The sequence below is a fragment of the Pseudomonas sp. AC070 genome, from assembly GCF_979258635.1.
In genome coordinates, this window is sequence record NZ_OZ409871.1 from 2630928 (window position 1) to 2643441 (window position 12514).

Consider the following 12514-nt stretch of genomic DNA (forward strand, 5'->3'; position numbering starts at 1 on the left):
GTGTCCGGCGTTTTTTTATGGGCGAAACAGGCGGGCTCTCAAGAACCCTGGCGCAACCGTTCGATGATTTTGCGCGCACGGTTGGCGCCCACGTCGACATGAATATCGATCATCGACGGCGTACCGAAGCGGCACATGTTTTGGTACTGGACTTCGATCACCACTTTGTCTTCTTCAAACGTCAGCGCCGTCTGTTCGACCACCTTGGCTTTCACTGCTTCCTGGTCGGTTTGCGGGTTGGTGGCGATGGTCCAGAAGTAGTGGCTGGTGGTCTCCGTTTCTGGCGTTACGCCGTGAAAGCCACGCATGTGGAAACCGCCGCGCTCGGGGTTGTGCAGCGATTCGGTGCCGGCGTCGACGGCGCCGGTCCAGATGCGCAGGTGGCTGACGTGGAATTCAATCTCCTGCCAGCGGTCGACCTTGTCTTTGAATGGATATGCGGCCACATAGGTGGGCGGTGGCACCGAGCCGGGCATATAGCGGGTGACCCGCACGCTGTATGGTGAGCGGCCTGTTATTTATTTTTGTGGGTTCGGCTGTCGCATATGCTGCGAGCAGCACGCGCACGACGCGGCTGCGGAGTAGATTCCAATCATTTAGTTGCGGTGGCAACTAATTTGCCAGTGCCGTTTATCTGACCCAAGGGCCATCCCAACATGTCCGACTCGTCCCCTCTGGACCTCAACCGCTACGTTCCCGCTTTGCTAACGTTTTTGGCGAACAAATTGGCCACGGGCGCCTCGATTAGCTACCGCAAGCACTTCGGCATTGGCGTGGTGGAATGGCGCTTGATTGCGCTGCTTGCAGTGGAAGACAACATCACCGCCAACCAGATGTGCCAGGCCATCGGCTTGGACAAAAGTGCGGTAAGCCGCTCGCTGCAAACACTGGAAGCAGCCGGCACCATTACCGGCCAGACCGACAGCAACGACGCCCGCCGCTACACCGTCAGCCTTACCGAACAGGGCCGCGCCTTGCATGATCGCGTGCTGAAAGTGGCGCTGGAACGTGAGCGCCGCTTGCTGAGTGATTTCACCCCGAAAGAAGTCGACACACTGGTGAATCTGCTCGGCCGTATGCAAGGCAAGGTGGCATACGTGAACGAGTACGACCCGCCCTCCCCTTAAGCGCGCTACAGGCCAAACGGATAGGTGTCGGTTTCGTGGCTGGCCTCGTCGTCAGGCGCGTCGAGCGGCGTGACCGGCGTGGTGGTTTCGAACCACAGGTAGGCGTCGTACTGCTCGCCCAGTACGCTTTCAAAATAGTGACTCTGACGCTCGCTTTGCGGCCGGTAGATCACGCCGATGGCGCGTTGTAGCAAGGTTTCGCTGAGGGCCTCGCGCACGCCCTGTTTGTCGGCGCTGCGCCAGTCGGTCAGCGATTGCGGCACGCCGGCTTGCACGAACTGCTGCTCCCAACTGTCGGGCCGCGAAGGCTGCACGCGCTTGAAGCGCATGGGCGAACCCCAGTCGTCGGCGGCGGCCACTTCGCCACGGTCGGTGCCCATTCCGATCAGCACCGCTTCGTCGCCCCAGGCCACGCGGCTGAGTTGCCCAAGGTTGAATTCCCCTTGCCAGCCCATGGCCGTGGCGGCGGCATCGCCGATGTGTGAGTTGTGCGCCCAGACCACCGCTTTGGCCTTCGGGCCTCGGTGTTTGAGCAACTGCTTGAGGGTGTCGAACATATGGTTGTCGCGCAGGTTCCACGACAGCGCCGAGCCTCGGTACATCAGCCGGTAATACTGCTCGGCCGCACGCACCACGCGGGCGTTCTGCGCAGCGTTGAACATCGCTTCGCTGCCTTCGAGGCTTTCCAGGCGCGCCCAGAGTAGCTCGTGCAACTGGTCGAGCACGGCTTGCTCGCACGAGTCGCGGCCGCCCCACTCCACCCGTTCGCCATAGGCCGCCGGGTTGTCTTGCCAGGGCGTCAGGCATTCGTAGCGCTTGCGCGCTTCGGCCGCGCGGGCGGGGTCGTTGGCGTCGAGGTAGCTGAGCACTGACTCGATAGACGAGCGCAAGCTGTACAAATCCAGCCCACGAAATTCGACGCGCTGCGCGGTGGCCAGCGGTTGGTTATGGCGATGCAGCCAGCGCACAAATTCCAGCACCTCGCGGTTGCGCCACATCCAGGTGGGGAAGCGCCCGAACAGCGGTTCGCTGTGCTCGGTTTGCGGAAGATGACGCACATGGGCGTCGATGCGCGCGGCGTCGGGCCAGTCGCCTTCGATGGCCACAATGGTGAAGCCGTGGTGCTCGATCAGGTGGCGGGTGATTGCCGCGCGCGCTCGATAAAACTCGGCCGTGCCGTGGCTGGCTTCGCCGATCAACACCACCTTGGCGTCCGCGTAACGGCTGAACAGCGCGCCGAACGCCGGATCATCCAAGGCAGGCAATGACTCGGCATTGGCGCGCAGCAACGCGGGCAAATCCCTCAGGTCGCGTTCGCGCTTTCTCACCCCCATCGCGCAGCGCCTTAGCCTTTACTGTGTTCGGCCGAGCTGGGCCCACCGCCCATGCCGCGCGGTCCGGCGATGGCCCAGTAAATCAGGCCCAGCACGGGGAAGATGGCGATGGCCAGGGCCCACAGCGATTTCGTAGAAACGCTCTTGCTGCTACGGAACACGCTGATGATGGCCCAGATATCCAGAACCACCAGAATGGCGCACAGACCTATCCAGATGTAGGCGTTTAACTCGGGCATGACGGTTTCCTCCGGCATTGACTGTCCTAATTTCGGCCACGGCAAGCGGCGTCAGGTTCAGCCATTTTTTCCATGGCGCGCATTGGCTTACGACAGCAGTTGCTTGGCGCTTTGCTTGATAACGCTCCAGGCTTTGGGGTCGTTGCTCAGTAACGCGCCGCCCAGGGCCTTGGCTTTTTCGAAGCTGATATGCGGCGGCAGCGGCGGCACGCTGGGGTCGGTGACCACTTCCAGCAGCACCGGCCGCGTGGCCGTTAGCGCGCGCTTCCAGGCGTCGGCTAATTGCTCCGGCGCGTCCACGCGAATGCCTTCAAAGCCCAACAGTTCGGCATAGCGGGCGTAGGGAAATTCGATCACATGTTGCGCCGGGGTGAACTCGGGGTCGCCGGCTTTGGTGCGCTGCTCCCACGTCACCTGATTGAGGTCGTGGTTGTTGAGCACCAGCACGATAAAGGTCGGCGTCTGCCAGCGTTGCCAGTACTGCTGCACCGTAAGCAGCTCGCTGTTGCCGTTCATTTGCATGGCGCCATCACCCACCATGGCGATGACAGGCCGCTGTGGGTGCGCCAGTTTCGCGGCGATGGCATAGGGCACGCCACTGCCCATGGAGGCCAACTTGCCCGACAACGAGGCGAGCATGCTGGGCTGCAGGTTGACGTCGCGCGCGAACCAGTTGGTGTGCGATCCGCTGTCGCCGCACAGAATGGCATCCGCCGGCAACTGCGCGCTCAGCTCGGTAAACACGCGCTGCGGATTGACCGGCTCGGCGCTTTTCATTGCGCGGCTGTGCAGTTCTTCGCGGCTACGCTGCAACTGTTTTTCAATGCCCTGGCGCCAGGCTTTGCTGCGTTTGGGTTTGAGCAAGGGAAGCAGGCGCTGCAGCGTTTCCTTGGCATCGCCCAGCAGCGGTTGGTCGATGGGATAACGCATGCTGATGTTGCGGGCGAACAGGTCGATTTGTACCGCTTTGGCCTGGCCGGGTTTCGGCAAGAATTCGGCGTAGGGAAACGTAGTCCCGATCATCAGCAGCGTGTCGCAACGGCGCATCAACTCATCGCTGGCGCGGGTGCCGAGCAAACCGATGGAGCCGGTGACATAAGGCAGGTCATCGCTGAGCACCGCCTTGCCCAGCAGCGCCTTGGCTACGCCGGCGCCCAACGCGTTGGCCACCGCTTCCACTTCCAGATGCGCACCGATGGCGCCCGCGCCCACCAGAATCGCCACGCGCCGGCCGGCGTTGAGCAGTTCAGCGGCGGCGGTTAAATCCTCGTCACGGGCGTAAGGGCGCGGTGGAATAAAGCCGAAGCCCGATTGCACCACGCCGTGTTTTTGCGGCGGTGTGGCCACGGCTTTCATCTGTTGAACGTCGTTGGGCACGATCACGGTGGTCACCTGGCGCTCGGCCACGGCGATGCGCAACGCGCGGTCCAGCACATGACGAAGCTGCACGGGGCTGCCGACGGTTTCCACATAGGCGCTGACGTCTTTGAACAGCGTGTGCAGGTCGACTTCTTGCTGATAGTCGCTGCCCAGAGAGGTTTGCGCTTGCTGGCCGACAATGGCGAGCACCGGTTGGTGGTCGAGTTTGGCGTCGTACAGGCCGTTCAACAGGTGAATCGCGCCCGGCCCTGAAGTGGCCATGCACACGCCGATTTCGCCAGTGAACTTGGCATGGGCGCAGGCCATGAATGCGGCCATTTCCTCGTGACGCACGCGGATGTAATCGAACCGTTCAGCGTGGCGCCCCATCGCGCCCATGATGCCGTTGATGCCATCGCCGGGGTAACCAAAGATGCGTTTTACGCCCCACTGGCTGAGGCGTTCGAGTAAGAAATCAGCGGCGGTATCGCTCATGGGCAGGGCTCCGTTGTTTACCAGGACTGGTAAGGACGACTGCCTGCTAAGGCGTGAGGTTCCGCCGAGTCGATGGGTGCCCGATGCGCCCTTAATGGCGTGGTGATTGCGTAACGATGGTTCGGACCTAGGCAGATTACTGGTCCCTGGCATCACCGTAATATCGCTTATATATCAATCATTTATCGTTTAAAAAAATCCTGAACCAAGCGTGATTTGCACCGGCCCTATTTTCTGTAGCGGGCAATTTCGCCGGCCACAAAAATCGTTTTGGAGACAGACCATGACTACTAGCAATAAGAATCCAGGCAACTTCGCTAACGACCGTCAAAAGGCTTCGGAAGCCGGCAAAAAAGGCGGCCAAGCCAGCGGCGGCAACTTCGCCAACGATCGTCAGAAAGCTTCGGAAGCCGGCCGTAAAGGTGGTCAGAACAGCCACGGCGGCGGCCGCGGGTAAGTGAAAACGAGCCCATGCAAACGAGGGTCTGCGCTGTCAGACCCTCACCCTGCTTAGCCTGACGAGCAGCCCTTCCCTCGTCGGATCAGTGCAACTTTCCCGCCCCTATTTGGCTCCACGGCTAAAGACGACCTGCAACTAACGAGGCGAGCCGATGACCGAACACATCGTTCACTTTCACTGCCAAATCGATCAAGGCACCACCGAGCATTTTCGCGATTGCTGCCTGGAAGCCATGGAACAAGGTGCGACGTCCCTGCTGCTGAATCTGTCCACCACGGGTGGCAGTACCAACTTCGGTTTCAGCCTGTACACCTTTTTAAAATCGCTGCCGATTCCGGTCATGGCCATAAACGCCGGCAACATCGAGTCGATGGGCATCATCATGTACCTGGCGGCTCAGCACCGCATTACAGCGCCCCATTCGCGGTTTCTGATTCACCCCATGAATTGGTATTTCAACCAAAGCTCGGTGGATCACCAACGGTTGCGCGAATACCTCTCCAGCCTCGACAACGACCTGGCGCGCTACGTAAAGATTTTCGAAGTGGAAACCGCCACGGCCGCCACCAAGCTGGATATTTTCAAAAGTTTGTCGGCGGAAGAAAAAGTCATCGCTGCCCATGAGTCATTGGCCTACGGCTTGGCGCACGAGATGAAGCAAACCGTGTTTGGCGACGACGTTAAACACTGGAAAGTGCGCGGTGGCCAAGGATGAGTGCCGCGCGTCTGCACTCCGTCGGCCAGGCTGAATTGTGTCGCGCTTGTTCGAGTCAGCCCCTTACACCCCAACGTTAAAACTGGAGGCTGACTTTATGCATACCCGTTCATTGAAACTCGCTACGGTGGTCATCACCGGTGCCTCCAGCGGCATCGGCCGCGCCGCCGCCCAGGCGTTCGCCCGTGAAGGCGCGCGCCTGGTGCTGGCCGCGCGCGACGCTGAGGCGCTGGAGCACGTGGTAGAAGAATGCAAAGCCGTGGGCGCGCAGGCCATCGCGGTGCCCACGGATGTCACCCAGAACGCCGACATGGAAAACCTGGCCAGCAGCGCGGCGGTGTTTGGCGAAGGCCGCATCGATGTGTGGATCAACAACGCCGGCGTCGGCGCCGTCGGCAGCTTTGACGACACGCCGCTGGCGGCCCATGAACAAATCGTGCAGACCGACTTGCTTGGCTACCTGCGCGGCGCCTATGTGGTGTTGCCGTACTTCAAGAAGCAGCATGCCGGCGTGTTGATCAACACCCTGTCGGTCGGCAGCTGGGTGGCACAGCCCTACGCGGCCGCCTATTCGGCGAGCAAATACGGCTTGCGCGGCTTGACCGAAGCCTTGCGCGGCGAGCTGACCCAATGGGCGGACATTCACATTTGCGACGTCTACCCCGCCGTCATCGACACCCCCGGTTTCCGCGATGGCGGCAACTTTTCCGGCAGCGCATTGAAGCCGCCACCGCCCGTTTACGACCCACGCCTGGTGGCCGAAGCGATGGTGAAACTGGCGCTCAACCCAAAGCCCAGGAAAACCGTTGGCGCCACCGCTGTCGCGTTGCGTTTGGGGCATTTCCTGATGCCGGGGTTTGCCCAGCTGTCCGGCTTGCTGACTGGCCTGGCATTAAAGCGCGGCCGGCGCAGCGCCACTTCCTCCGGCAACCTGTTCGGCACACCCAGCGGCGAGCGCCGCATCGACGGCGGCTGGCGCGCGGCCGGTTATGGCAATGAAAAACTCATGTACTCGGCGGCGGCCGTGATTATTGGGTCCGGGCTGTTGTGGTGCCTGGCTAAACGTAGCAATCGATAACTGACCACACGAGGAAATGACCATGAACGCAGGTAACGACAACACGCCAATTGCGGATGAAATCAACGACCCGGGGAATGAAGATCCGGGCTCGGTTTGGCCGGTTCAGCAAGAACAAACACCCAAGCCGCAAATTGATGAGGCTGAGGAGGTTTATGAGCAGGATGATGCGGAGTAGAGGGTTGGGCTTTGCGGGTGGCCCGGCGTGTGCCGCCCTTCCGATTTTTATGTGCTGAAGGATTCTGGATCCCGAATCGTCGGACCGCCGCCTTCGCGGGGACGACGGTGGTGGGTAAGGGATTTGACGGTTATTACAGGACCCGATAAAGACACCCGTCATTCCCGCGAAGGCGGCGGTCCGACGATTCGGAATCCAGAATCTCATGGCAAGCGCAAATGAGGGGCCAACGCAGCCGTGATGACCGGAAACGTCGGGCTTCGTTGCGCTCAACCCAACCTACGACTCCTCTAAAATCTCTATGTTCTGAACGATCCTGGATCCCCGCTTTCGCGAGGATGACGGTGGTGGGGTTTGGGATTTGATGGTGATGACCTGACCTGATAAAAACATCCGTCATTCCCGCGAAAGCGGCGGTTCGACGTCTCGAAATCCAGAGTCTTGCGCCGGGCGCCTATTTCGACAAACCTACGGGTCTTCATGTCAGGCTATTTGCCGAAGTTTTTTATCACCTGAGCGAAACTGGATCCCCGCCTTCGCGGGGATGACGGTGGTGGGGTTGGGGATTTGATGGTTATTACGTGTCCCAATAAAGACACCCGTCATTCCCGCGAAAGCGGGAATCCAGAGTGGTGCGCCGGGCGCGGTCTTGAAAAACCTACTGATCCTCGTGTCGGGCTTCGCTGCGCTCAATTAAGCCTACGATCGCCCCTCACGGCCTTTATCCGCTGAACGATCCTGGATCCCGAATCGTCGGACCGCCGCCTTCGCGGGGATGACGGTAGTTTTTGGATAGCACGGAGTCAAACTTCGAGCCCCAAAAAGAGCCGCAGGTCAATTCACCCTCAAGGCGAAATCGGATCACTCGCCGGAAACGTCTCTTCCAGCGCGTTATCCAAATCCCCTTCATTCACATCGCGGTCGTCTTCCTTGCTGCTGCTTTCACAGCGGCAATCCGCCGACGGGCATTTCTCGCCGTGTTGGTGATGGGTCGCGCACGCTTCGCTGCAGTACAGCTCGCCGTCGTGGTTGTACACGGTGCCTTCGCTGACTTCGCACACGCAGCCTGGACAGCCACATTGGTTGGGTTTCATAGCCACCTCCACATCAGTTATCGAACAGCCCGACGCCGCGGTTTTGCGCGTCGGGTGTGTCTTTTAACTGACCGTGGGACGCCGCTGTTCAACCCATGTCGGCGACCAATGGTTTCACCCTTTCAGCGCGCCCAATTCAAGGGCCGTGCGTTGCAGGGTTTCCAGTGACACCGGCTTGCTTACATGGGCGTTAAAGCCGGCTTGGTAGGCTTGTTCCACATCGGTGACGGCGCCGAATCCGGTCAGGGCAATGGCCGGTGTTTTCTCCCAGCCGCTGAGTTGCCGGATCCGCCGCATCAACTCGTGACCGTCCATGCCAGGCATGCTGATGTCCGAGAGAATCAGGTCGTACTGATTGCCTTCCAACAACGCCAGCGCGCCATTGCCATCGCCGGCCGTATCGACCAGCGCGCCTTCAAGTTCGAGCAGCGCTTGCATCACTTCGCGGATATCGTCCGAATCATCCACCAGCAACACGCGCACGCCGGTGAATTGGCCTTCGGGAGGCTGCTCGGAGAAGTCCAGGTCCGCAAGGCTCTGGTACAACGGCAGCCACACGGTGAAGGTTGAGCCCTGGCCTAGCCCCGGTGATTGCGCTTCGATACGCCCGCCCTGGGCTTCGATCAGCTCGCGCACCAACGCCAGGCCGATGCCCAGGCCGGGTTTACGCGGGGCGCGGTGGGCTTCAGGAGCCTGGCCGAACAGGTCGAAAATCTTCGGCAGTGATTCGGCCGCTATGCCTTGGCCATCGTCGTGCACGGTCACTTTCAGGAAGTCTTGTTCCTGGCTGAGGCCCACACGGATGGCGCCGCCGTCGGGGGTGAATTTCACGGCGTTGTTGAGTAGGTTCCAGAGGATCTGTTCCACGCGCACCGGGTCGGCCTCGGCCACCAGCGGATCGCAACCGGCCGGCGGCACGTCCACTTCGATGCTGATGTCTTTTTCCCAGGTTTCCGCGCTCAGTACGCTGGTGATTTCTTCCAGAATGTTCTGCACGATCACCGGGCCCACGTTGAGCTTGAGCTTGCCGGTGTTGATGCGCGACAGGTCGAGCAAGTCATCGATGATACGTGCCTGACTGGACACGGCATTGAGGATGGTTTCAACCGCACGGGCTGCCACGGCCTGGGATTTCACCACTGACAACCGCGCAACCAATTCAGCGTTGAGCTGGATCAGGTTGAGCGGATGCTTGAGCTCGTGCGACATCATGGCGAAGAACTCGTCGCGCATGCGGATGTTGCGCTGGTTCTGTTCCAGCCGGTTTTCCTGCTCGGCTTCCACGCGTTTTTTGCCGGTGATGTCGCGGCCGATCATGGCGTACCCGTTGGGGCCGCCGTTGGGCAAGGCGGTGACCACGCTGTTGCAGAAAAAACGGCTGCCGTCGCGGCGCGCGTGCCAACAGTCGTCTTCCACTCGGCCGGTTTGGGCGGCGCCTTGCAGCTGCCGATTGATCATCTGCGTGCGTTGTTCTTCGTCGCCGTAAATCAGTTCGGCGTGCTTGCCCATCACGGTCTCTTCGCTGTAGCCATAGGCTTGCTCGGCGCCTTTGTTCCAGCCGGTGATGCAGCCCTGGTGGTCGAGCGTGATGATGATGTAGTCCTGCGTGCTCTCGGCCACCAGGCGCAAGCGCTCCTCGCTTTGCCGTGCCTTTTCCTCGGCTGCGCGCCGTTGGGTGATGTCGATAAAGGTCAGCACCGCGCCGTCGATCAGGTTGTCGGTGGTGCGGTACGGCAGAATCCGCGCGATGTCCCAACGGCCATTAACGCCGGCCACTTCGCGCTCCATGGAGCGCAGCGATTCGAAGGTTTTACTGGCATCGATGGCCATGTCCGGGTAGTCGAGACGGTGAGTGATGTCCAGCAAGGATCGGCCATGGTCGCTGGCGATGATGTTGAAGATTTCGGTGGCGCGCGGGGTGAACGACTTGATGCGCATCTGGTGGTCAACGAACACCGTGGCGATGTCCGTCGAGGCGATCAGGTTTTGCAGGTCGTCGTTGATCTTGCCGGTTTCTTCTACCTTGGTTTTTAACTCCAGGTTAACGGTGATCAGCTCTTCGTTGATCGACTGCAACTCTTCCTTGCTGGTCTCCAGCTCTTCGGTGGTCGAGCGCAATTCTTCGTTAATGGCCTGCAACTCTTCGTTGGAGGCTTTGAGCTCTTCGGTCGAGGTTTCCGATTGTTCGATGGTGCCTTGCAACTGCTCTTTGGTGCGTTGCAGTTCGCTTTCCAATTGGGCCAGCACGTTGTCTTTGGCATCGGCATGGGCGGGCTTGGGGTCTTCGCTCATGGTTTCTTCGACTTCGTCGAAAATTACCAGAGCAAAGTCGGTGTCCAGGTCGCGGAACGGGCGCACCACCATGTTGATAAACGTGCTGACGCCGTCGCGCTCATGCTTGACCCGCCGCGCTTCCACGCTCTTGCGCGACTGGAAAGCCTGAAACAACGCCGTACGCAATTCCAGGCGCAACGAGGGATGAATCAACGACAACAGGCTGTGGGAAGGCTCGCCACCGGCGTGGCGCAGGTAACGCCCGACTTGCTCGGACATGTGCACGATCTGCGAGTCGTGATTGACGATCACACTCGGCGGCGCGTACTGCTCCAAAACCCGCCGATGCACTTCGGCAAATGAGATTCGCGCGCTCTGCGCAATTTTCCTGCTCGGTTCCACCGTGACGCCGGGGTAAACGTTAACGGCCAATTGCGCGCTGGAGCGACTGGCGGTTGTCACCGACTTGGTGCGGAAAATACGGTTCTTCTTATCCACGGCCACGAACAGATCGCCGCAAGCATCCGCCGACTCGGAGCTGCCCAGCATCAGGTAGCCACCGGGCATCAAGGCAAAGTGAAACATGCGCAGAATTTCAGCCTGCACATCGCGGTCGAGGTAGATCAGCAAGTTGCGGCAGGAAATCAGGTGCACTTTGGAAAACGGCGGATCGCGTAGCAAGTTGTGCATGGCGAACAGCACCCGCTCGCGAATTTCCTTTTTCACCCGGTAGCGCGACTGCTCTTTGCTGAAGTACTGCCGCAGGCGCTGCGGCGGGATGTCCGGGATAATCGCCTCGGGGTACAGCCCCCCTCGGCCGATGGCGATTGAGCGCTCGTCGATGTCGGTGGCGAACACCTGGAACTTGCGACCGCTTTCGCTTTGCTCCGCATGGTCGGCCAGCAGCATGGCCATGGAATAGGCTTCCTCACCCGAGGAACAGCCTGCCGACCAGACCCGCACCTGGGCTTCTTCGTCAGTGGGCATCTCAAACAGGCGCGGAATCACATCGCGCTCAAGCGCTTCGAAAGCGTCGCGATCACGGAAGAAGTTGGTCACGCCAATCAGCATGTCGCCCAGCAACTGGGTGGTTTCAGCAGGCGTGCTTTGCAGGTATGCGCGGTAGGCCGGCAGGTCGCGCAACTGGTTGACCTGCATGCGCCGCTCGATGCGGCGTATCACGGTGGCGCGTTTGTAGTGTTTGAAATCATGGCCAGTACGGGTGCGCAGAATGCCGAGAACTTCGCGAAAAGCGGTTTCGGCGGCGCCGGCCTCTTCCTCGTCCATCTCCTGGCGCACCGATGCTTGCAGCTGCACGTCCGAGGTCAGCTGAATGCTGCGCATGGTCTCCCACAATTCGAGGATTTTTTGCGGCAGGTCGGCGACCGGCAGCACGAAATCCACCTGGCCGGTGGCGATGGCGGCGCGCGGCATGCTGTCGTACTCGGCGTCGTCGGGGCTCTGACACAAGGTCACGCCGCCCTGCTCCTTAACGCGGCACATGCCGGCGGCGCCATCGCTGCCGCTGCCGCTGAGAATCAGCGAAATGGCGCGCTCGCTATGGGCGTCGGCCAGGGTGCGCAAGAACACGTCGATGGCAATATGGCGCGGCTGATCGTTGGCCAGCGGCGTAACGCGCAGGTAACCATCGTTCATGGTCAGTTGCTGGGCGGGGGAAATCAGGTAGATGCAGTTCTGCTCGATGGGCACCGGCTGGGTGATCTGGCGAACCTTCATCTTGGTGACTTTCTGCAGAATGCGGTCCGCAGTGCTCTCGTATTTGGGCGAAAGGTGCATCACCACCACGAACGCAAGTCCGGTGTTATTGGGCAGGTTTTCGAACAGTTTCAACAGCGCTTGCAGCCCGCCCGCCGAAGCGCCGATGCCCACCACGGGAAAGCGCAGGTGACTGGGTTGAATCGTCGACGCCTCTTTGGCGCTCTTGCTAGAGCCGGTAGCCTTGCTCATACGTTCTCCGTGGGCCACCCGCTGGAGTGCAGTTCACTCATCGCGCAGCTAAAAAATACAAAGCGTCGCTGACCAACAGACGGTTGCCGAACTGCAAACGCGTAACCGACATTTGCCAAGCGCACAGAATATAAACGTGAAATCGACGGAAAAGGCTTAGCCAACCGCCTTAAAAAAGTGGCCGGTATTGAAG

Annotated in this window: 10 protein-coding genes and 1 pseudogene; 5 read left to right on the forward strand and 6 right to left on the reverse strand. The window is 60.3% G+C overall.

Annotated features, from left to right (window positions below):
• Positions 1–38: 38 nt before the first annotated feature.
• Positions 39–494: pseudogene (locus ACZZ0Q_RS11770) on the reverse strand (aromatic ring-hydroxylating dioxygenase subunit alpha); the annotation flags it as partial.
• Between the two features lie 162 nt (positions 495–656).
• On the opposite strand from ACZZ0Q_RS11770, the gene ACZZ0Q_RS11775 reads away from it, so the two are divergent.
• Complete coding sequence (locus ACZZ0Q_RS11775; RefSeq protein WP_463538851.1) at positions 657–1127, forward strand: MarR family winged helix-turn-helix transcriptional regulator; 471 nt, start codon at positions 657–659, stop codon at positions 1125–1127.
• 5 nt (positions 1128–1132) lie between these two features.
• Here ACZZ0Q_RS11775 and ACZZ0Q_RS11780 read toward each other — a convergent pair whose 3' ends face one another.
• The 3 genes from ACZZ0Q_RS11780 to ACZZ0Q_RS11790 form a co-directional block, all read right to left on the reverse strand.
• A complete protein-coding gene (locus tag ACZZ0Q_RS11780) occupies positions 1133–2461 on the reverse strand; it encodes an erythromycin esterase family protein (protein WP_463560598.1) in 1329 nt (442 codons plus the stop codon).
• Positions 2462–2472: 11 nt separating this feature from the next.
• Entirely contained in the window at positions 2473–2700 is a 228-nt protein-coding gene (locus ACZZ0Q_RS11785; RefSeq protein WP_122496309.1) for a PLD nuclease N-terminal domain-containing protein, read from the reverse strand.
• Between the two features lie 87 nt (positions 2701–2787).
• Positions 2788–4554, reverse strand: coding sequence for a thiamine pyrophosphate-requiring protein (locus ACZZ0Q_RS11790; protein ID WP_463538849.1), 1767 nt, complete (start codon positions 4552–4554; stop codon positions 2788–2790).
• Between the two features lie 283 nt (positions 4555–4837).
• On the opposite strand from ACZZ0Q_RS11790, the gene ACZZ0Q_RS11795 reads away from it, so the two are divergent.
• From ACZZ0Q_RS11795 to ACZZ0Q_RS11810, 4 genes are all read left to right on the forward strand, one after another.
• Complete coding sequence (locus ACZZ0Q_RS11795) at positions 4838–5011, forward strand: con-10 family general stress protein (protein ID WP_122496313.1); 174 nt, start codon at positions 4838–4840, stop codon at positions 5009–5011.
• A gap of 154 nt (positions 5012–5165) precedes the next feature.
• Positions 5166–5729, forward strand: coding sequence for an ATP-dependent Clp protease proteolytic subunit (locus tag ACZZ0Q_RS11800; RefSeq protein WP_122496315.1), 564 nt, complete (start codon positions 5166–5168; stop codon positions 5727–5729).
• Positions 5730–5826: 97 nt separating this feature from the next.
• The gene (locus ACZZ0Q_RS11805; protein ID WP_463538848.1) at positions 5827–6807 is read left to right on the forward strand and encodes an SDR family oxidoreductase; all 981 of its coding nucleotides are present in this window, start codon (positions 5827–5829) and stop codon (positions 6805–6807) included.
• A gap of 22 nt (positions 6808–6829) precedes the next feature.
• Positions 6830–6985: a hypothetical protein gene (locus ACZZ0Q_RS11810; protein WP_463538847.1), complete on the forward strand. Its 156-nt coding sequence runs from the start codon at positions 6830–6832 to the stop codon at positions 6983–6985.
• Positions 6986–7830: 845 nt separating this feature from the next.
• On the opposite strand, the gene ACZZ0Q_RS11815 is transcribed toward ACZZ0Q_RS11810, so the two are convergent.
• Both ACZZ0Q_RS11815 and ACZZ0Q_RS11820 read right to left on the reverse strand, forming a co-directional pair.
• A complete protein-coding gene (locus ACZZ0Q_RS11815) occupies positions 7831–8079 on the reverse strand; it encodes a metallothionein (protein WP_463538846.1) in 249 nt (82 codons plus the stop codon).
• A gap of 114 nt (positions 8080–8193) precedes the next feature.
• Positions 8194–12321, reverse strand: coding sequence for a CheR family methyltransferase (locus ACZZ0Q_RS11820; protein WP_463560599.1), 4128 nt, complete (start codon positions 12319–12321; stop codon positions 8194–8196).
• Positions 12322–12514: the final 193 nt, after the last annotated feature.

Coding starts and splice junctions, on each gene's coding strand:
- ACZZ0Q_RS11775 (WP_463538851.1), top strand. CDS start 657: ATGTCCGACTCGTCCCCTCTGGACCTCAACCGCTACGTTCCCGCTTTG.
- ACZZ0Q_RS11780 (WP_463560598.1), bottom strand. CDS start 2,461: ATGGGGGTGAGAAAGCGCGAACGCGACCTGAGGGATTTGCCCGCGTTG.
- ACZZ0Q_RS11785 (WP_122496309.1), bottom strand. CDS start 2,700: ATGCCCGAGTTAAACGCCTACATCTGGATAGGTCTGTGCGCCATTCTG.
- ACZZ0Q_RS11790 (WP_463538849.1), bottom strand. CDS start 4,554: ATGAGCGATACCGCCGCTGATTTCTTACTCGAACGCCTCAGCCAGTGG.
- ACZZ0Q_RS11795 (WP_122496313.1), top strand. CDS start 4,838: ATGACTACTAGCAATAAGAATCCAGGCAACTTCGCTAACGACCGTCAA.
- ACZZ0Q_RS11800 (WP_122496315.1), top strand. CDS start 5,166: ATGACCGAACACATCGTTCACTTTCACTGCCAAATCGATCAAGGCACC.
- ACZZ0Q_RS11805 (WP_463538848.1), top strand. CDS start 5,827: ATGCATACCCGTTCATTGAAACTCGCTACGGTGGTCATCACCGGTGCC.
- ACZZ0Q_RS11810 (WP_463538847.1), top strand. CDS start 6,830: ATGAACGCAGGTAACGACAACACGCCAATTGCGGATGAAATCAACGAC.
- ACZZ0Q_RS11815 (WP_463538846.1), bottom strand. CDS start 8,079: ATGAAACCCAACCAATGTGGCTGTCCAGGCTGCGTGTGCGAAGTCAGC.
- ACZZ0Q_RS11820 (WP_463560599.1), bottom strand. CDS start 12,321: ATGAGCAAGGCTACCGGCTCTAGCAAGAGCGCCAAAGAGGCGTCGACG.